We start from the raw sequence: 19,918 nt of genomic DNA, 5'->3' as shown, positions 1-19,918 counted from the left end.
CTATCCCGTTAAGCGGGGGTACGGCTGACGCATCCCCCCGCTCAGGCCTTGCGGGCCTGCAGCAGGCGGATGCGCGCCACAGCGTGGTGATCGGTTGTTGCCGCGTCGTACAGCTTGGCCAGGTCGGCCTTCAATGCGGTGCGCGAGCCGCCGTCCAGGTACACCATGTGCCCTGACGGATAGAACCCTGCCGAGAGGTTCTTGCGCACGTCCGCATCCAGCAGCGGCATGGCTTTCAAGTCGAGCATGGTCTGGTAGAACGGCGTGACGAAGTCGTAGTAGCCGTTGGCGGAAAGCACTTTCAGATCCACGTTCAGGCTCATCGTTGCGGCCAGGTCGCCTGCCGTGTAGAGCGCGACGTTGCCATTGGCATCGAGGCCCTTCTGCCTACCGGTCGGGTCGGTGTGGCGGAAATCCCAGTGGCGGAAGGCCTGGTCGTTCAGATCCGTAAAGGCGGAGTTGGAGGTGAACTTCAACTCGTCGTTCAGGTAGGTGTTCCACATGGTGGTGTAGACGCCGGACACGGCTGTCATGGTCGGGTCATTGCCGCCGGAATTCGGGTCGATGCTGGCGGCAATGCCGGTATGGATGCCAGTCACGCGGCCATCGTAAGCGCCCAGCGACAAGCCCTTGTCGGCCAGCAGCGTCGTCAGGAACAGTGAGGTGCCCGCACCGTCCGTTGCCGCCACGTCCAGCCGCCAGCCCTGCAGCGTGGCCGCATCGATGCCGGTATACGCCGAGAGCGTTTTCACCACCGCTGGGTCCGCATGCGCGGGATCGGCCAGCGCCTTCTCGTAGTCGGTGCTGGCAAACACGGCGGCCGCTTCCGCAAAGTCACCGACATCCGCCGGCAGTTGCCCGCCGCCCGGCGACGTCGCCCGCTTGTGGAACCACGCATCGGCCGCACACGTCGGCAGCAGCCCCACCGGGTTGCCGGCCTTGGTGTAGTCAAGAATCGACGACTGCAGCGTGATGCCATTCAGGTCGATGCCATCCTCGTGCAGCACGTACGACAACACGCATGAACGCGCCGTACCATACGACTCGCCAAACAGGAATTTGGGCGAGTTCCAACGATCATTCGCCGTCAGCCAGCGCTTGATGAACTGCGCGATGCTGCGCGCGTCCTGATCCACGCCCCAGAAGTCGAGATTGCGCTTGGGTGCGATGGCCGCTGAATACCCGGTGCCAACCGGATTGATGAAGACGAGATCCGAACGGTCAAGCAGGCTGTCAGGGTTGTCTTCCATGCGGTAAGGCGGGGGCGGCGTGAACGATGGCATCGCCGTCACGATGCGCCGTGGCGCAAACGACCCCAGCAGCACAAACACCGCCGAAGACCCCGGCCCGCCGTTGTAGAAGAAGGTGACCGGCCGCGCATCCTTGCCGCTGGCCGACGCCTCGGGCCCATCCGCCGTAAAGGCCACGTGAAAGATCTTGGCCGCCGGCTGCGAACTGCTCGCATCCACCGTCACCAGATGGCCAGCGCGTGCGGTATAGGCAATGTCGCGCCCGCCAACGCGCACGGTATGGTGCGTGATCGCCATGCCCTCGCTGGTATCGGTGACGTTGTCGTCGGGGCCGTTGCCGTAGGCGGTGGGGTCGAAGAACGGCTGGTCGGTGGTGGTCATGCGTGCCTCGCTACTGAATACGCTGGATGCGCTAGAAGAGATTGGCGATCGCGTCGCCCTTGGGGCTACCCAGGCCGGTGCAGGCATCCCAACCGGGGCCGGCGGCAAACGTGCCGTTGTTGCCCTGCTGGATGTCATTGAAAGCGTCGGGATGCTGATACAGACGTGCGTGCAGATAGCCCACCGGCGTGCCCTTGATGGCGTTGATGCGCGCAATGAGCGCGGCCCACAGCGGTGCGGCGGCGCTGGTGCCGCCCACCACGCCGGTTTCTCCGTCCACGCGCACCACGTAGCCAGTCAGTGGGTCGGCATCGGCCGAGACATCAGGCACGCCGCGCCGCGCCAATGGCACGCTGGCGCCGTTGGTCTCCTGCGCAGCCAGCCCCTCCTGCCACGTGGGCAGCGTGAATACCGTGCTCACGCCACCACCGCCCGCGCCACCTTGTGTGCCATCGTTCCAGACGGTTTCTTCAGCGATGCGGTTGCCATTGGCGCGCAGGCTGGTGCCGCCACACGCCAATGCGTACGGGCTGGACGCAGGAAAGTCGACGTGGTCTGCGCTGTCGGACTGACCGTCGCTTGAGCCGTTGTCGCCCGACGCGGCGCAGACCGTCACCCCCATCGTTGCAGCGCTCTGCAATGCCGCGTTCACGGCCTGCATGGCTTGTGGTGTCCAGTGGTTTTCCGGCGCGCCCCAACTGATGGAAATGACCGATGGCCGCAGCGTGGTGTCGTGGATGGCCGCGTTGATGGCCTGCACGAAACCCGCGTCGGTATTGCCGGCAAAGTAGACGGCCAACGTCGCACCCGGCGCGGCAGCACCCGCCACCTCCAGATCGAGCATCACCTCGCCATCGGGGCCGCTGGGGTCTCCCGTCGGGCGATTGGCGCCCTGCCCGACCGGCACATCCACCACCTTGGGGCTGGGCACGCCAAGCGCCTGAAAGTACGCACGCAGGTCGTCATCCCGATAACCGCCACCCAGCTCAATCAGGGCGATGCACTGGCCCGCGCCGTCGCTTGGCGGAAAGCGATAGAGCTGTGCAAGCTGCACCGGCGTGTACGACGCTGCTGGCGCTGCACGCAACGGCCGCAACGATACGGGCGCCGTCGGCAGCGGGATGAATCGGAAATGCGGCTGCGCCTGCGGGCGCGAGTCGAGCCCAAGCACTGCCACCACCACGTCGATCAGGTTCTCCGGCAGGCGCAGCGGGCCGGAACGGCCACGGTATTCGCAATCGCCATGCGCGACGCGGTGCAGATGTGTATCGAACGCGCGGCAGAACTGCTCGACCGAACCCTCGAGCGTGACCGTGGCAGCAGCGTCATTCACCTCCGCCACCTGCAAGCCATGCTCGTGTGCAAAAGCGCGCACGGCCTCGATGTCGGCTGCGCTGGCACCAAACTGTGCAGCCCACTCTTCGCGTGTCAGCGGTGCGGGTGGCGGCGTGCCCGCAGCATGGGGTTGGGCGAACCCGGACAGGCGCGCGTCGAGCGCGGCCTCGTTGGACCGGCGAAGCTGCACCAACACCTGGAGCTGCTCCGCCGGGTGCGCATCACCGAGGATGCGCGCGTCTTCGGGAATCGTGCGTTCGCTGCCGTGCAGAGGGTGCCGGACCATACGCCATCTCCATGTGTGAAGGTGGCCTGTGCGTCGCAATCGGCGTGCCGGCATGTCGGACGAACGTCAGGCCACCCTCAGACAAGGTAGGCGATGGTCTGCCCGGCTGATCAGTCGCCGGCGTCGGCGCTGCCGGCTTGCTCGTTCTCAGCGGGGGATTGCTGTGCGCGCCCCTCGGCAAACGCCTTGCGGATTAGCGCGCCGCATGCCGCGCTGCGTGCGTAGGCACGCGGGGCGAGCGTCTCGCGCACGATCATGCCGTAGTAGCGCTTGTCCGCGGTCACCCACGGATAGAAGCCGAACGCTCCGGGCGAGCTGAATGCACGATCGCCGCCGGGCTGGTCTTCGATCCAGTAGTTGAGCGCGTAGTGCCACGGCAGTGCGGCGGGTGTGCTCACTGCGGTCGGGCAACTGCCGGGCTCGGTGCACACGGCGTGCTGGCCGAGCATCTTGCCCAGCAGGTAGTCGCCCCGGATCAGCCGGCGCAGAAACTGCCCGTACGCCGCAGGCGTGGCGATCATGCCGCCGGACGGTTCCGGTGCCAGGTACTTGATGCCGAGCGGCTTGTCGGCATCCCGCATGCCGGGCGTGTGACCAAGTTCGCGATCCAGCTCGCCACTGAGCGTGGCCGCATCTGCGCTGCCCAACCCGAGGTCAACCAGCAGCTTCTGGTCATGGCCACCGTTGTAGCTGAACCGGCCGACGTGGCCCGGCGTAAACGCGTCGTTGCGCCCACGGCGGAAGCAGCTTTGCACCGTGTCGTTGCGATTGCAGAGCAGCGGATTGAGCGCGTCGTAGCCCGAGCGCATGGTGAGTGCGTCGATCTCGGCCGGCGTGAGCTTGCCGCGCGTGCGCTCGACCACGTAGGCGCCAAACACCCACTTGGAGGCGGATCCAAGCCGCACCGTCTTGTTGGCGCCAATGCGCTGGCCCTGCTGGCCGCGCATGAGCACGCCGCTGGCATTGCCGATTTCCCAGTAGTAGTCGCCCAGGCGCTGGCAATCACCAGCGTGCGCCAGTGTCGATCCAACGGCGGCCCGGCGCGTTGCCAGACTCGGCTCCTGCGCATGTACCGCCCCGGCCATCCCAATGCACCCGACCGCCCCCACGGCGGCCAGCACGGCGGCCGAACAGCGGCCAAACCCTGCCAGCGCCCGAGGCTTCCGGGCGCGTTTTGCTTCCGTCATGTGTGGTTTCCTGCTTTTTATGGTGTTTTGTAGCCGCCAGCACTCTACCGCGTGTTGGTGGCATTTCCCACCTCGTGACGTTGACATCGCACTGCAACATCCGAGCGTTGGGAAAGGGCGCGACTCTAGTTGCCCCACCTTGCGAGATGATTGTTTGGTTTTTCTTAAGCACGTTTGAAGCGTAAGCGTTTGCGCGCTGATTTAATCGTGTTTGGGGCTATGGAAAACCCTTTCATATTCCCTCCCCCAATATGTCTTAGATCGCACAGACGTGAGCCAAATGGAGTAGAGAAATCATGCCAAGGCGCACTAGCGCTCCGCGTAGAGTGTCCTAGAATGCAACCCAGGAAAAGGAGAATTAAATAAAACTAAATTCGCAGGAAAGATAAGGCTGTCGGGAGCAAGCCATGGGAACGATGAGACGGGGAAGCGCGGGACTATCAACCCGCTTGGGGTGGGAACGTCACACTGCCGGTTCACAAGTGATCGTGCAGGTCATTCCAACGCGACGACGCTTGTTTCAAACGTCGCGCCTTCCGCCGACACGTATTCCGGTTGTTTTGCTCTGGCTGCTGGTGATTTCCATCGCAATCGGTATCGGCCGTGTGCTGCTGCACCGACTGTGGTGACCAAAACAATATTGAAGAAGATTTGTACGGGGAAGGTCGCAGCGCGAGAGCAAAACCGTAGTCAACACCGAATTGACAGACCGTATAACGGCACCGAGGGATAGTCTGACCCGCTTCATTGGGTCAATTGCATCCGGATGGCACTTGTATCTGGAGCAGCGTCTTCCCTCCTTTCGGAAACCACGCTCCCGCATGTGATCAATGCGCCGCGAAAGCGGCATGTGGGGCACGCCGCCCAAACAGCGTGCTTGATCATTGGGGGGAGCATCATGAACATCTCGTTCACCGGCAAGACTTTCAGGTCTGTGGGAGACCTGTTCTTCCAAGCCATCGTCGACGGCAAGGTCGTGAGCTGTTTTGTCACGTCCGAGGCCCTGTCGTTGTGCGACTGCGCGCATCAAAAAGCCACCGCCGAAGACGTCTATCGCAGCTACCGCGACTGGATCGAGCAGGCCGCATCGGACTTGATCCGTGCGGGCGCGCTTGCCCCGGTGATCGTGCGCGGCCGTGATCTGGCGGCCTCGCGTGCATCACTGCCGCACGGTGGCGTACCGGCGTACGACCTGGATCGCGCACGTCAGCTGCGTTTGGTCCCGCGCTCGTCGCGCTAGACACCCGTCTCACGCAGTACCAAGCATGCGGCCTCGGGGGGCTGCATGCTCGTCTGCACCGGGTGGGCGTCGGTATCGGTGTCAATCCGCTGGAAAATCGTCTTCCCAGTATTCCTGGGGGTTGCGGCCTGTTTCAGGGCGAGCGGCTTCGCGCAGGCGTAATTCGACGCGCCGGATTTTGCCGGAGATGGTTTTAGGCAGCTCGGCAAACTCGATGCGCCGCACGCGCTTGTAAGAAGCCAGCCGGCTTTGGCAGAAGCGCAGGATGTCGCGCGCCAGTTCGGGGCCAGGTTCGTGCCCTGCACGCAGCACCAGGAAGGCTTTCGGCACGGCCAGACGCACGGGGTCGGGGCTGGGCACCACTGCGGCCTCGGCGATGGCGGGGTGCTCGATCAGCACGCTTTCCAGCTCGAACGGGCTCACGCGGTAGTCCGATGCCTTGAACACGTCGTCGGCGCGGCCAACGTAGGTGAGGTAGCCGCTCGCATCACGCGCGGCAATGTCGGAGGTGTGATACACGCCGTCGCGCATGGCCTCGGCCGTTTTTTCGGCGTTGCCGGCGTAGCCTTCCATCAATGCCAGCGGGCGTGATTTCAATTCGATGCAGATCTCTCCTTCGCTGGCTTCGTTGCCGTCAGGGTCGCGCAAGGTGATCTGATAGCCCGGCAGCGGCCGGCCCATCGAGCCCGGCTTGACCGGCTGCCCTGGGCTGTTGCCGACCTGGCAGGTGGTTTCGGTCTGGCCGTAGCCATCACGGATGGTGATGCCCCAGGCCGCGCGTACACGTTCGATCACCTCGGGATTGAGTGGCTCGCCTGCGCCAACGAGTTCACGCAACGCAGGCTTCCAGGCGGCCAGGTCCTCCTGGATCAGCATGCGCCACACGGTGGGCGGCGCGCACAGCGTGGTCACCTTGGCGCGGCACAGCACGTTGAGCGCAGCCTTGGAATCAAAGCGCGCGTAGTTGTAGACGAACACGGTGGCGCCGGCATTCCAGGGCGCGAAGAAACAGCTCCATGCATGCTTGGCCCAGCCGGGTGAGCTGATATTCCAGTGCACATCGCCCGGACGCAGGCCGATCCAATACAGCGTGGAAAGATGCCCCACCGGATAGCTCGCGTGCGTGTGCATCACCAGCTTGGGTTTGGACGTGGTGCCGGAGGTGAAATACAGCAGCAGCGGATCGCTCGCCTGCGTTGGCGCGTCGGGCGTGAACTCGGGCGAGGCGCCGTACGCATCCTCAAAGCGGTGCCAACCGGCAGGCGCCTTGTCTGTGCCAGCTGCGATGCGCGTAAAGGTGCCCGACACGACATCGAGCTTGGCACAATCCGCCCCGCCCACGATCACGTGCCGCACATCGCCCATGGCAATGCGCTCGCGCAGGTCTTCGGCTGTCAGCAGCGTGGTGGCGGGAATGATGACGGCACCAAGCTTGATGCTGGCGAGCATCACATCCCACAGTGCGGGTACGTTGCCGAGCATGAGCAGGATGCGATCCCCGCGCTGCACGCCCAGCGCGCGCAAGTGGTTGGCCGCACGGGCGGAACGCTCGGCCATCTGCGCAAACGACAGGCGTGTTTCGTTGCCCTGATCGTCGTGCACCCAGAGGGCGACGGCATCGTTGCCGCGGGCCATGGTGTCGAAATAATCGAGCGCCCAGTTGAAGCGATCCAGCGCGGGCCATGTGAAATCGCGCACGGCGGTGTCGTAGTCCTCACGGTGCGCGAGCAGAAAATCGCGGCACCGCAGGAATGCATCCAGCGAGGTCATGCCAGTCTCCTGTAATTGGATTGCACGCGCGCGCCTCGTCCGGGCGCTCTGACAACGCACCAACAACTGCCACACCAACTTATAGAAGGAAACCCTCCGCCAGACCAGCCCGGGAACACCCGGGCCGCATGCTCATCGGCTCATTGCGAGCGCGGCGGAAAACGCAGAAAACGGCCACCACCCAGACTCAGCCATGCCCAGGCAGTGGCCGCAGCCACCGCACCCAGTACGGCGGCCCATTGTGCGCAGACCAGCATCAGTTCGATCGTGCCCGACATGCCCGGCAGAATCTGTGGCCAGGCGGGTTCCAGCCAGCCATCGGCGTCGAACCACGCACCGCGCCCGGCGCCTGTTGCCAGCTCCACCGCCAGCAGCGCGGCGTTGATGGCGGCGAACGCCATGCCGCCGTGTGTCAGCACGCGGCTGAACACCGGCAGTTCATACAGGGGCTTGAGATGCTGGATATGCCGCGTCAATGTCCATGCGCAGACGATCAGCAGCGCGACGCTCAGCGCCGCCATTGGCGCCGGGCTGCGCAGGCACACGCCCAGCGCAATCCACGCCAGCGCGTTGATCTCGTGACGCCGATAGATACGCAGTGCACGCGCGGCGTGCAGCAGGCCAATCGGGGGAACACCGGCAGAGGCCATGATGTGCTCCATGAGCGGAAGGTTGGTGCGGTGCCGCACGTCTTCCATGCGTCTCGCAACTGTTTTGCAGTGTACCGACGGGTTTTCGGCCGCGCGAGTTCAAACAGCGCGCCTCCTCCGAATGACGGACGAGCACCACGCTCAGGCCTCGCGCAAATGCTCGATCAGTTGCCGCGCAAAGACCGGCAGGTCATCAAACCTGCGCACGCAGATACGCAGCAACCGCGTCGCCCAGGCATCGGTCAGGCGCACGCGGCGAATCCCCATTGAGCGCTGCAGCCGGATGGCCGCGTGCTCGGGAATTACACCGACACCCACGTTGCGCTCCACCATCCGGCACACCGCATCAAAGCTGCGCAGCCGCACGCGGTACTTGAGCCGATAGCCTGCGCGCGCAGCATGGCCGGCCAGATACGCCTGCAATGCGTTGTCGCCAGTCAGGCCGACAAAGGCCTCCTGCAGTGTCTCGACGAAAGCCAGTTCGCGGCGCTCGGCCAGCGGGTGATCGCGCGCGGTGACCAGCACCAGCCGATCATGGCGAAATGGAAACGTCTCAAGCCCCGACAGATCCACCGCATCGTTGACGATGCCGATGTCGGCCCGCCCCTGTGCAATCGCCTCGACAATTTCGTGGCTGACCAGCTCTTCCAGGTCGATGTCGACTTCGGGATGGGCCGCGAGGAAAGCGCTCAGCGTTTCGGGCAGGAACTCGGTCATGGCGGCCGTGTTGGACAACAGCCGCACGTAGCCCTTCAGCCCACGCGCGTACTCGCCCAGCTCGCCGCGCATGCGGTCCATCTGCTGCAGGACGACACGCGCGTGGTGCGCCAGCGTTCGGCCGGCGGCGGTGGTTTCCACGCCGCGCCGGTTGCGCATCAGCAGCGGCGCGCCCAACGTCTCCTCCATGCCACGAATGCGCGCACTGGCGGAAGCCAGCGTCAGGTGCGAACGCTCGGCGCCGGCGGTAATGCTGCCGGCCTCGGCGGTGTGCAGAAAAAGTCGCAGATCGGTCAGATCGAAACGCATGGCAGAGTGAAAGTGGCTTGAGCCTCAGCTTCACCCTGAGGCTGGATCAATGTATCGCAGATTGTGGCGGGGTCGCCAGTGGCAGAAACTGAGGCATCTTCCAACGCAACACCCCAACACACTCCTCGCCCCCAATGGAATCCGCCACGCTGCTGCTTTTTGGCGCGGGCCTGCTCGCCGGCATGATGAATGCACTGGCGGGCGGCGGCTCGTTTGTCACCCTGCCCGCGCTCATGTTTGCCGGCGTGCCGTCGGTTGCGGCCAATGCATCGAGCACGGTCGCGCTGCTGCCCGGTGCGGCCACCTCGGCGTGGGCCTATCGCAGCGACTACCGCGGGTTCGAGCAGGTCTCGATGCGTGCCATGGTGGCGGTCAGCCTGATGGGCGGCCTCGCGGGCGCCCTGCTGCTGATGAGCACGTCCTCGCACGCGTTCGACTTCATCGTGCCGTGGCTGCTGCTGGTGGGCACGTTGGCGTTCACCTTCGGCAAACAGGCCGGGGCATGGTTGCGCCAGCGCATGCAGATCAACCGCACGATGCTGCTGATCGCCCAGGGAGGGCTGGCCATCTACGGCGGCTATTTTGGCGGCGCGGTCGGGATCATGATGATGGCGGTCTGGGCCCTGTTCGGCCACGACGACATCAAAGCACTGAATGCTTCGCGCACGCTTCTGGTGGGCGCCACCAACTTGGTTGCCGTGCTGTGCTTTGCCCTGGCCAGGATGGTCTGGTGGCCGCAGACGCTGGTCATGCTGGTGGCCGCCGCGCTCGGTGGTTATCTGGGCGCGCACGTCGGCAAGCGCCTGCCCGTGCCGGTCGTGCGGGCGTTGATTTCGACCTTCGGCTTTTCGATGACGGCGCTGCTGTTCTGGCGCGCCTGGTCCCACGCTTGAGTATGAGGAGCACCGCCATGTCAGACATGCAGCCTCATCCGACGCACCGCACGCGTGCACCGCGCGCCCATCGCGATGCTGTGCCGATGCACGCATCGCGCCACACCGCGTACGACACTTGGCATGCCCGACCCGCCGAAGCAAAGCCCCCTGAAGCGGAAATGCTCAGCGCACAAACGGTGTTCTACATTGCGCGCGGTGTTGCCATCCTGCTGGCGGCACTCGGCATCGGCCTGGGTGCGGCCTCCAACGAAACGGAGCGCCCGGCCGCCGCATACCCCACTTCGTCGCACGCGACAACGCGTTAAGAGCGCGTTATCATCCGCCCCCGCCGCAGTACAGATCCGACATGGATCGCGCAAAGAAAAAGCCCGCGGGCCGGGGGGCGAGCGGGCTTAACATCTTCAGCCTTTGACGACGAAAGATGGTCGGGTGTGCTTTGTGAACGAGCAATGCGCCGGAATTCACAAAGCGAGGCCATTATAAAAAGTACACGCCCCCCGCCATACCCCAACAACGAGGGGGGTCCGCGCCATTTTCTTTAAGGACTGTTCACACTTCCGATAAGAGACGCGCCTTGGCCGCCAGATGGCCTCAAGCGCGGGCGTTGGCTTCCGACATCACGCGGATGCTGCGCTCAATGCGGATCTGCACAATCAGCAGCACCAGCATGATGAACGCCGAGAACAGCGCGGCAATCATGTACACCGAGATATAGACGTTCGAGCGCTTGTCGCTGGCTTCCAGCTTGGCCGCATCCTTTGCGGTGGAGATGCGGTCCTTCTCGGTGATATAGGCCATGTGGTAGTCCACAAACACCTTGTTGACGATCGCATAGAACGCTTCGCTCGTCTTGGCCTGCTTGGCCACATCGGCACGGCCCAGCACCTGGTCCAGATACGCCGTCTGCGAGGTGAGGAACGGCTCGCCCTGATCGGGGTCTTCCAGCGCGCCAACCACCAGTTCATGCACTTCCGCCTTGTCGAACTGGAACGATGCACCGAGCAGCGTCTTGCCGTGCTTGTTGATGACGTCCGCCAGTGCCGCTTCCAGCTTGGCTGCGCCCGGGTGCTGCTTGGCGGCATCGTCGCCTGTACCCTCTGCCGCGTCGTCGTCGAGCTTGAAGGACGAAGCCTTGATGTCGATGGCCTCCGAGACGGTTGCCGGCTTGGCGTTGTAGTCACTCACCGCGCTTACGCCCAGCACGACTACGCCCACCAGCACGATCGTGGCCAGCGCCAGCACCAGAATCCGCATCAGTTGCAGATAACCACTTTCGACTTTATTGAGAACGCTCATTTCCCTGCCTTTGTTGTTGAATTGGGGCCGGGATTATTTCAGAGCGTTCCTCCAGCTAGGTTAAGGGAGCTTAGTGCGCGAGCGCCGCATCCAGGGTCTCTGGCGTGAGCAGACCGCTCGATGCATGACGCTTGCCGTCGGCACGCAGGATGATCGTGCGCGGCATCTCGCCTTGCCAGCCGGGGTCCAGCGCAGCGCGCATGCGCTCGGGCATGGCCTCGGCGTTGGCGTATTGCGGCATATGTGCAAGGCCGACCTTGCTGTCACGCGCCAGCGGCGCCAACGCGCGGTTCATCATGTCGGCCTGTTCCGGGCCGTCCATCGCCACCATCACCACGTCCACGTTCCGCTTGGCGGTGCGTCGCCATTGCGCGATACGACCGATGTTCTCGCGGCAGTAGCTGCAATCGAGCGACCAGATCTCGACGATGAGCGGGCGAGCACGCGGGGTCTGCAGCAGCGCTGGCACATCACGCGCAAGCAGCGGTTGGAAGTGCAGCGCTTCGGCGGCCTGCGCGACAAAGGCGGCGGCAGTCAGCGCCAACCCCATCGCCAGCGTCTTCAAGCGGATGTTCATAGCGCAGCCTCCAGCGTTGCATTGGCGGGAACAGCATGGGTCGCGTCGATCAGCCGATAGCGTTCGACCTGCGTGCGCCACGACAGGTAGATGTGGCCGTCGCGTGCAAGCAGTTGCGGGTGGTCGCTGCCGCTATCGGTGCGCGCCAGGCTGACCAGCGCTGTCCAGTGCGCGCCGCCATCGGTCGACTTGCGCAACAGGATCTGCATGTGGTCATCGGCAAACTGCTTCCAGGCGAGCCACAGCGTTCCGTCGGCAGCCAGCAACGCCGGGTGCGATGCCTGTGCACCCGCTTGCGCGGAACCGGCAAACGCCCAGGCACCGCCAATCGGTCGGCCATCCGCCGAGAGTCGGCTGTAGAACAGCCCCGGCTTCTCCTGTTGCACCGAGAACCACGCCATGTGCCGCACACCATCGGCCGTCACGACCAGCGCTGGACCGTGGTGCGGGCAGGCATCCACACGCCACTCGGAAAACGTCGCGCGCGTGATGGCAAACGGCGTGTTGTCGACGGGCAAGGTCGCCAGCGCGTGATCGCGAATCTGCCCGGCAAACACGTTGCGCCACAGCGCGAGCATGTGGCCATTAGCATCCGGCGCCAGCGCAATGCGGCAGCACTCGCAGGTCTGGTCGATCACCTTGCGCTCCGGTGCGAATGTGGCGCCCCGGTCGGTGGAGACGGTGTAGTACAGCGCCGCACCGTCATACGGCTGCTTGGCCGCCTGCGCACGCAGCAGGTCACGCTTATCGATCCACGTGACGAAGATGCGGCCGTCGCCGTCCACCGCAATCGAATCGAAGCGGTGCGTGATCGGCTGGCGATCATGGTGAACGACGATGGGCGCGCTCCACGTTTTGCCGCCATCCAGCGAGCGCGAGAAGCGCACGTAGCCCGTGTACGGCGCTTCGAGCGGGCGCGACCAGCTCACATACAGCGCGCCATCCGGGCTGGCGATCACCTTCGGGCGATTCTCGCCGTCGGTGTAGATCGGCTCCGGCTGCGGGTTGATGCGCTGCGGCTTGGAGAGCGTCTTGCCGAGGTCGTCGGACGACGCAACCACCACGTGCTGCCCTTCTGCCCAGGTCACCCACAACCGGCCCGCCTTATCAAACGCGGCCGTGGTGGCGAGTTGCGGTTTGGCGGCGGCCTTGCCGGCCATGGCACCGTGATCGTGCCCTTCGTGCGCGAATGCCAACGTACTTGCCAACGCCAGCAGCAACCCAGCGGTCCATCGGAACAACGGAGAAATCGAGTGCATTACAGACGCCATTTCAGTTGCCCATAGAACGTGCGCGACGGGTACGGGTGGTACACGAAATACTTCCGATCCGTCAGGTTGTCGACGCCGAGCGCCAGCGTGAAGTGCTTGTCGATGCGATAGCTGGCTTTCAGGTCCACCGTGAAGAAGCTACTGGTGCCGCCGTAGACATTGGGCAGCACATCGGTGTTGTCGAGCGTGCCGTATTGCCGGCCCGAATAGCGTACACCCGCGCCCACCGCCCAATCCGGCGTGGCGTGCCAGCTCGCGAACAGGTTGGCACGCACACGGGGCATGCGCGGCCAGGTCTTGTCGACGTAGGTGGGGTTGGCAGCATCGGCCAGCGTCTTCGCTTGCGTGAAGGCCACGTTGGCTTCCACGTCGACGCCGCGTACGCCCACATCGCGCATCACGTCCTGCCCGGAATAAGCAAGTTCGATACCGCGCGTGCGCACGCGGTCAACGTTCTGCACGTTGGTCACGTTGGGCGTGACCAGGATGTTGGTCTGCGTGTAGATGCTGTCGCGCACATCACTCTGGAACAGGCTCGTGCGCAGCGTGCCGTAGGGCACGGCCTGCTCGACGGTGAAGTCGAAGTCGTTGGCGCGCTCGGGCTTGAGGTTGGGGTCGTTGTTGACGATGGTGTTGCCGCTGATCGCCCCCTGGAACAACTCCGACACCGTCGGGAAACGCACCGCACGGCCATACGACAGGCGCAGCAGCGTGTCTTGCGTGGCCTGCCATTGCAGCGCGGCCTTGGGGCTGAACGCGTCTTCGGTGCGACTGGCGTAGCCTAGCGTGGCATTGCCGTTGCCAAGCTGGCCGTTGTAGGCGCGCCAGGTTTCATAACGCAGGCCCAGCGTCGCCAGCCAGCGCGGCGCAAAGGCCCAGGCGTCTTGCAGGAAGACGGCCTGCGTCTGCGTATCGCCCTGGTAGCTGGACTTGAGCGTTGAAATCGCCCCGGCCGACCAGTTGGTCGCGTTGAAGGTCTGGTTGCGCAGGTGGTACTGGTCGTAGTGGTAGCCGGTAGTGAAGGTGTGGCCGGACACCGTGGGTGAGACGGCCTTCACGTCAAAGTTGGACCAGCCCGTGCCATCGCCGTAGAACACCGTGCCGGGGCCGTTGCCGGCCGCCGTGTTGGAAGCGCGCAGGATGTCGCGGGTGACGTTGTAGGCCGAGGCATTGGCGTCGATCTTCCAGCCGCCAAGCTTGCCCTTGACGCCCAGGCCATAGAGCCAGTTTTCCTGGTCGCCGTTCTGCGGGGCAAAGGCGTTCTGGGCGATGGTGTACGGCGTGCCGTTGATGAGCACATTGCCGCCCGTCACAACGTTGCCCGCCGCATCGCGCAGGAAGCTCAGCGCCTGATCGTTGTAGTGGTTCTCCCAGTGGCCGAGCGTCAGCGATGCCTCCAGGCTTTCGCTGAAGACATAGCCCATGCGCAGCGTCTCTTGCAATTGCTGCGTGCGCTCAAGCATCTGCGGCCCGAGAATCACGCGCGGCAGTCCATTGGGGCCGAGGTCTTGCTTGGCGCCGGTTACCGGCACCGGCGTGCCGCCCTGGGCGAACCTGGAATTGGGCGTGGCGTACTGCATCGGCTGGCTGTCGTTTTCCAGCCGATCGACCGACAGCGCATACCAGAACTTGCCAATGCGATCGCCCAGCGATGCGCTCTCATGGTTGCCGGTGACGTTGCGCGAGAAGCCGTAGGCATCGCTGAAGCGCTGGCTCATGACCTGCGTTTGTGCGGCGGCTTCGAAGGTCTCGGGCTTGCGCAACGTCATCGAAATGGTCGTGCCCATCGAATTGCCCGGCAGCAGTGCCGAGAACGGCCCGTACAGAATATCGACGCGCGCCAGATCATCCGGCCCGACCATCGACCAGCGTGGCGGGAAGGTGTAGCTGGAGCCCAGCAGGTTGGAAAGCAGGATGCCGTCGGCATACAGCAGGCCGCGCGCGCTCTGAATCTCGTTGAAGTCACGGCCGGCAAAGATGGAGTTGCGATCGCCAATGAAGCGGCGACGCACCATCACGTTCGGTTGGTATTTGACGGCGTCTTCGGTGGTGACGACGTTGCGGTCGGCCAGTTGGTCAGCGGTGACGGTCTGCACCACGGCCGGCGTGTTGCGGGCGAACGGCGCGGGCGCGGCGTTGGCGCGTACCACGGTGGGCGCAAGCTCCTGGGCAACAAGCTCAGGGGCTTGCGCGGCATCTTCGGCGGCAAAAATGGACAGCGGTGCCGCTGCGCTTAGGGCGAGCGCTGCACGGCACACCAGTGTGCGCTTGGGGCGGGCAGCCACAGCGCGCTTGTGGAATGACATCGAGGTGGTCTCCGGATTGCGATGGCGCTGGCCATGCACGCGAACCTGCGTGCGGCCAGACGCAAAAGCGCCGCGAGGCTCAACCCCGCGGGCGCATCAGATCGACAACGACGGAGACAGAGGCGGCGCGCGCGACTCGGCCACGCGCAGCGCACTGCGCGCATACACGGGTGCCGGGCTGGCCGGCTGCCGCACGCGATAGATGAAATGGGCGGTGGGCACTTCCAGCGCCGGCGGTGATGCCAGCGCAAACCCGGCGGCAAACCCCGGGCAGTACAGGCAGTGCGCCACACTGTGGTGGGCAGCCGAATCCTCGCTGGAGCCATTGCCTTGCAGGTCAATGGTCACCTGCACCGTGCTGCCATGCGGGGCCGTTGCGCTGCACAGGTCGACGGCGAGCGTGCCCGTGGCTGCCGCGCGTGCGGAAGCGAGCACCGGCGACAGTACATTCAGTACGATCGCAAGCCAGACGAGAGCGAGCCAGCGGCGATGGAGCATGGGGTGGGACGATGGAGTCCGAGGAGTATAGCGCTGCACATGGTTCCCCGTTTTGCCTGCGACGTACTGTCGCGCAGCGTACAAATCGGGCAGATCAAGTTGCAGTCCGCTGGGATTTATCCTTAATTATGGAGTTAGCTATAATTTATACCACAATCCATAATCGAGTCTAAAGCGATGGCACCCACCGATTCGGACACCGACACTGGCCGCTTCAACTTCCACCGCCAGGATCTCGCCCACACGCTGTGCGACAGCCTGGAGGGCAAGGGCCTGGCCGATGCCCGCTCCGGCCTATTCCTGGCGGCACCCCGGCGCACCGGCAAAAGCACGTTCCTGCGCGAAGACCTCGTGCCCGAAGTCGAGCGCCGCAAGTGGATCGCCATCTATGTCGACCTCTGGGCCGACCGCGCCCGCGACCCCGGCCATCTGATTGCCGACGCCATCAAGTCGAAGCTGTCTGAATTCGACGGACCGATCGCCAAGCTGGCCAAGCAGGCCGGCATGGAGAAGGTGGAGGTACTGCGCGCCTTCACCTTCAACCTGGGCAAGATCGGGCTGCCGCCCGGCATTACCCTGGCTGATGCGCTGGATGTGCTCTACAAGGCAGTGCAGCGGCCGATCGTGCTGATCATCGACGAGGCGCAGCACGCGCTGTCCACCGAGGCGGGCACCAATGCCATGTTTGCGCTCAAGGCCGCGCGCGACCAGATGAACCAGGGTGTAGAAGCGCCGCGCCTGTTCCTGGTCTTTACGGGCTCGAACCGCGACAAGCTCGCCAACCTGCTGCTCAACCGCACGCAGCCGTTCTTCGGCTCGCGCGTGACCAACTTTCCCCTGCTGGGCCGCGCCTATGTGTCGGCCTATACCGCGTGGGTCAACCAGCACCTGGCGCCCAACAACCAGTTCAAGGAAGACGACATCTTTGCCGCCTTCCAACTGGTCGGACACCGGCCCGAGATGCTCAAGGGCATCGTCAGCGAGATCGCGCTGGAACTGGGCGAGGCCGCCAGCCTGGGCGAGCTGCTCAAGCGCGGCGCGCAGGGCTTTCGTGACCGCATCTGGGGCGAAATCGAAAGCGAGTACAGCGCGTTGACCGAGATCCAGCGCACCGTGCTGGCGGTGCTGATCGAGCGCGGGCAAGGTTACTCGCCGTTCTCGGAAGACGCGATGAAGGCCTACGCCGCCCGTCTTGGCCACAGTGATTTCTCCACCGCCACGGTGCAAGCCGCGCTCGACGCGCTGCGCGACAAGAACCTGATCTGGAAGGAATCGCGCGGCGCGTATGCGCTGGAAGACGAAAGCCTGGCGCTGTGGTTTCGCGAAACGCGCGGCGCACACGCCGTGCCGCCGCGCTTGAGTCCATAGAGGCTACGGTTGCTGGAGGAATGCAGTCACAAGCGCCGCGATCGGTTCCGGCGCATCCTCCAGGCTGTAGTGCCCCACTCCGCCCAGCTTGTGAACGGGTGCCTGCGGAAACAGCTCGCTGAACAGCGGCAGGAAATGCTCGGCATGCAGCGTGCGGTCGGCCATCCCCCAGATCGCCAGGGCCGGTTTGGATTGGATGGCCTGCCTGGCCACCGCATCCGGCATCTCGAATTGATGCGCTCCTGTAGCAAACCCCTTGGCCCAGCCGATCGCGCCCGCGCATTCGTCAGGCGTGGAGAACGGTGCGCCATAAGCACGCAGCCACGTGTTATTGATGCATGCGTGGTTCTCGAAACCGTTGAGTTTGAGCGTGCTGAGGATGTTGTAGCCAAGCTCCCCCAGCACGGTGTCGAGACGCCCTTCGGACTGCGCACGCGCGACCCACTGAAACCACGGCGACACCTGCGCGTTTGCCGTCAGCCGTTCGAGCAGGCTGGGCTGGCCGAACGGCGCTGGCCCGTTGATGGAGATCACACGGCGAATGCGATCAGGATGGCGCGCCGCCAACCCCATTCCCACCGGCCCGCCAAAGTCGTGCATGACCAGCGTGATCTCGCGCAGATCCAGCGCCAGCACGAAGCGTTCGAGGTTGTCGACGTGGTCTTGCAGCCAGTAGTTGCGGTCTTGCGGCGTGGCGCTCTTGCCAAAGCCCATGTGGTCGGGAACCACCACGCGATGCGCGCCACGCAGCGCGGCAATCAGATGCCGGAACAGGTAGCCCCACGTCGGCTCGCCATGCAGGCACAGGATGACGTGCCCATCGCGCGGGCCTTCATCGACGTAGTGCATCGGGAAACCCGGGGCATCCGTAAAGTGCGGGGCAAACGGGAAGGAGCCATCCAACGTGTCGCTGGCTTGGAGCATGAGGTGCCTCGTCTTGATGTGGGAAAGGTGGCCGGTGCTAGACCGATTCAGTGGCGACCGACAGCGCCGCCCGCGAGCGCCCAAGCAGCCCCCAGACAACCGCTGCCGACACAACGGACACCACGGCCAGCGCATGCGCGAGCTGCGCAAACGCCACGCCATATGCCGCGGTGAGCATGGGCCCCGAGCCCGCCGGCAGCAGCGTCAGTGCCGCTGAAACATTGCCCATGGCGGTGCGGTGCGCAGCCTCCATCCATGCCGCCGCGCTCACGGTGCCGGACGTGCCTGTCTGCGCAACGATCAGCGCGGTGAGAGCGGCACCCACCACGGCCAGCGCAATCGCCTCGCCGGCCACACGGGTGGTACTGAAGATGCCGGTCGCCATGCCGGCGCGCTCCTTGGGCACCACGCTCACCGAGAGGCCATCCATCAGCCCCCAGGCGAAACCAGTGCCAAAGCCCGTGAGCAGCATCGGCGCGATCCACGCGGTGGCAGCAGCGCCCGGGGCGACATCACCCAGCCACCAGAAACCCACCGCTGCCACCAGCAGCCCCGCGCAAGTGAGCGTTGCCGCCGACCACCGGTGCGCCAGTTGCACCGCCAGCAGCGGCACCATCAGCAAGGGCAGCGACAGCGCGATCATCGTGATGCCGGCTTGGGTCTCGCTCTGCCCTTCGATGCCGATCAGGCGCGCGGGCAATACAACCAGCATCACCACGTAGCACGCCGTGGCAATCGGCAGGAACTGCACGCCGACAAAGCGCCGGAAGCGGAACAACGACAAGTCCAGCATCGGTCGGGACACGCGCTGCTCGATCACGATGAACGCCACCAGCCCGATCACTGCCGCCGCGAACAGCATCAGCACCGCACCATCTGCCCAGCCGCGCTCCGGCGCCTCCATCAGCGCCCAGGTCAGCAGGACCAGCGTGGCCGTGAAGCTGGCCGCACCGGCCCAATCCACGCCGCGCGCATCGGGGTCGCGCGTTTCACGCATGCGTGGCACGCCAAACACGAAAGCCAATGTGCCTACCACCGCGCACAACGCGAAGATCGCGCGCCAGCCCGCCGCCTGAATCAACGCACCGGCAATCAACGGCCCAAAGGCCAGCCCCACGCCAAACGTCGTGCCAAGCAGGCTGAAGGCGCGGATGCGCGCGTGCCCGTCAAACTCCTGTGCGAGTGCCGCTGAGCCGCCGGCCATCGACATCGCAGCCGCCACGCCCTGCAGCCCACGCAGCCAGCCGATGGCAGTCACACCGGGCGCCACCGCCACGCCAATCGACGCGAGCACAAACAAGGCGATGCCACTCGCAAAAATACGCTTGCGCCCGAACGCATCAGCCATGGCCCCCGCCACCATCAGGCAACTGCCGAAGGCCAGCATGAAGCCGTTGACCACCCAGTTGAGCGCCGTGGCGCTACCGCCCAGCGTGCGCCCGATGGCTGGTGTGGCCACCGCCGCGCCGGTAAAGGACAGCGGCAGGATCAGCCCCGCCATGCAGACCGCGGCCAGCACCAGCCAGCGCCTGGCATGCTGCGGGTGTTGATGTGTTGTGGTGTTCAAAGGCGCAACCCTTATTTATGTATCGACCGGTATACAAATTAAGGGCACGACATGACGGGCGTCAAGAATTAATATATTGCCCAGTACAGA

17 protein-coding genes are annotated in these 19,918 nt (G+C 64.7%); 4 read left to right on the top strand and 13 right to left on the bottom strand.

The features are described 5' to 3' along the window. Positions 1-41 precede the first annotated feature (41 nt). From V6657_RS22860 to V6657_RS22850, 3 genes are all read right to left on the bottom strand, one after another. Entirely contained in the window at positions 42-1,718 is a 1,677-nt protein-coding gene (locus V6657_RS22860) for a peptidase S1 (protein WP_082170307.1), read from the bottom strand. Then, entirely contained in the window at positions 1,663-3,252 is a 1,590-nt protein-coding gene (locus tag V6657_RS22855) for a S53 family peptidase (RefSeq protein WP_048935789.1), read from the bottom strand. The genes V6657_RS22860 and V6657_RS22855 overlap by 56 nt, the downstream gene beginning before the upstream one ends. A gap of 110 nt (positions 3,253-3,362) precedes the next feature. Further along, entirely contained in the window at positions 3,363-4,439 is a 1,077-nt protein-coding gene (locus V6657_RS22850) for a hypothetical protein (protein WP_048935788.1), read from the bottom strand. An 898-nt stretch (positions 4,440-5,337) separates the two neighbouring features. On the opposite strand from V6657_RS22850, the gene V6657_RS22845 reads away from it, so the two are divergent. After that, a complete protein-coding gene (locus V6657_RS22845) occupies positions 5,338-5,679 on the top strand; it encodes a DUF1488 family protein (RefSeq protein ID WP_031328709.1) in 342 nt (113 codons plus the stop codon). Between the two features lie 81 nt (positions 5,680-5,760). Here the strand turns inward: V6657_RS22845 and V6657_RS22840 are convergent, their stop codons facing one another. From V6657_RS22840 to V6657_RS22830, 3 genes are all read right to left on the bottom strand, one after another. Continuing rightward, a complete protein-coding gene (locus V6657_RS22840) occupies positions 5,761-7,449 on the bottom strand; it encodes an AMP-binding protein (RefSeq protein WP_048935787.1) in 1,689 nt (562 codons plus the stop codon). A 140-nt stretch (positions 7,450-7,589) separates the two neighbouring features. Beyond that, positions 7,590-8,147 (bottom strand): hypothetical protein, encoded by a 558-nt coding sequence (locus V6657_RS22835; protein ID WP_248694635.1) that lies wholly within the window; start codon positions 8,145-8,147, stop codon positions 7,590-7,592. A gap of 93 nt (positions 8,148-8,240) precedes the next feature. Then, on the bottom strand, positions 8,241-9,125 hold the full coding sequence (locus V6657_RS22830; protein ID WP_048935786.1) for a LysR substrate-binding domain-containing protein: 885 nt from the start codon (positions 9,123-9,125) through the stop codon (positions 8,241-8,243). A gap of 134 nt (positions 9,126-9,259) precedes the next feature. On the opposite strand from V6657_RS22830, the gene V6657_RS22825 reads away from it, so the two are divergent. After that, positions 9,260-10,018: a sulfite exporter TauE/SafE family protein gene (locus V6657_RS22825; protein ID WP_048935785.1), complete on the top strand. Its 759-nt coding sequence runs from the start codon at positions 9,260-9,262 to the stop codon at positions 10,016-10,018. 17 nt (positions 10,019-10,035) lie between these two features. Next, positions 10,036-10,326 (top strand): hypothetical protein, encoded by a 291-nt coding sequence (locus tag V6657_RS22820; protein WP_048935784.1) that lies wholly within the window; start codon positions 10,036-10,038, stop codon positions 10,324-10,326. Between the two features lie 286 nt (positions 10,327-10,612). On the opposite strand, the gene V6657_RS22815 is transcribed toward V6657_RS22820, so the two are convergent. The 5 genes from V6657_RS22815 to V6657_RS22795 form a co-directional block, all read right to left on the bottom strand. Beyond that, positions 10,613-11,317 (bottom strand): hypothetical protein, encoded by a 705-nt coding sequence (locus V6657_RS22815; protein WP_048935783.1) that lies wholly within the window; start codon positions 11,315-11,317, stop codon positions 10,613-10,615. 70 nt (positions 11,318-11,387) lie between these two features. Then, positions 11,388-11,894: a redoxin domain-containing protein gene (locus tag V6657_RS22810; protein WP_048935782.1), complete on the bottom strand. Its 507-nt coding sequence runs from the start codon at positions 11,892-11,894 to the stop codon at positions 11,388-11,390. Beyond that, positions 11,891-13,153: a sialidase family protein gene (locus tag V6657_RS22805; protein WP_048935781.1), complete on the bottom strand. Its 1,263-nt coding sequence runs from the start codon at positions 13,151-13,153 to the stop codon at positions 11,891-11,893. Before V6657_RS22805 ends, V6657_RS22810 begins: the two co-directional genes overlap by 4 nt. Continuing rightward, positions 13,153-15,471: a TonB-dependent receptor gene (locus V6657_RS22800; RefSeq protein ID WP_048935780.1), complete on the bottom strand. Its 2,319-nt coding sequence runs from the start codon at positions 15,469-15,471 to the stop codon at positions 13,153-13,155. Before V6657_RS22800 ends, V6657_RS22805 begins: the two co-directional genes overlap by 1 nt. A gap of 96 nt (positions 15,472-15,567) precedes the next feature. After that, positions 15,568-15,969 (bottom strand): DUF2946 domain-containing protein, encoded by a 402-nt coding sequence (locus V6657_RS22795; RefSeq protein WP_048935779.1) that lies wholly within the window; start codon positions 15,967-15,969, stop codon positions 15,568-15,570. Between the two features lie 177 nt (positions 15,970-16,146). Here V6657_RS22795 and V6657_RS22790 point away from each other — a divergent pair, with 177 nt between their 5' ends. Next, on the top strand, positions 16,147-17,337 hold the full coding sequence (locus V6657_RS22790) for a hypothetical protein (protein WP_048935778.1): 1,191 nt from the start codon (positions 16,147-16,149) through the stop codon (positions 17,335-17,337). Between the two features lie 3 nt (positions 17,338-17,340). Here the strand turns inward: V6657_RS22790 and V6657_RS22785 are convergent, their stop codons facing one another. Together V6657_RS22785 and V6657_RS22780 are read right to left on the bottom strand one after the other, a co-directional pair. Further along, positions 17,341-18,261 (bottom strand): alpha/beta fold hydrolase, encoded by a 921-nt coding sequence (locus tag V6657_RS22785; protein WP_048935777.1) that lies wholly within the window; start codon positions 18,259-18,261, stop codon positions 17,341-17,343. Positions 18,262-18,298: 37 nt separating this feature from the next. After that, a complete protein-coding gene (locus V6657_RS22780) occupies positions 18,299-19,762 on the bottom strand; it encodes an MFS transporter (protein WP_082170319.1) in 1,464 nt (487 codons plus the stop codon). Between the last annotated feature and the right edge of the window lie 156 nt (positions 19,763-19,918).

Origin of the sequence: Ralstonia sp. RRA, assembly GCF_037023145.1 — a bacterium.
GTDB lineage: Bacteria > Pseudomonadota > Gammaproteobacteria > Burkholderiales > Burkholderiaceae > Ralstonia.
Note: the sequence above shows the minus strand (reverse complement) of the source record. Positions and strands in the feature narration are given on the sequence as shown.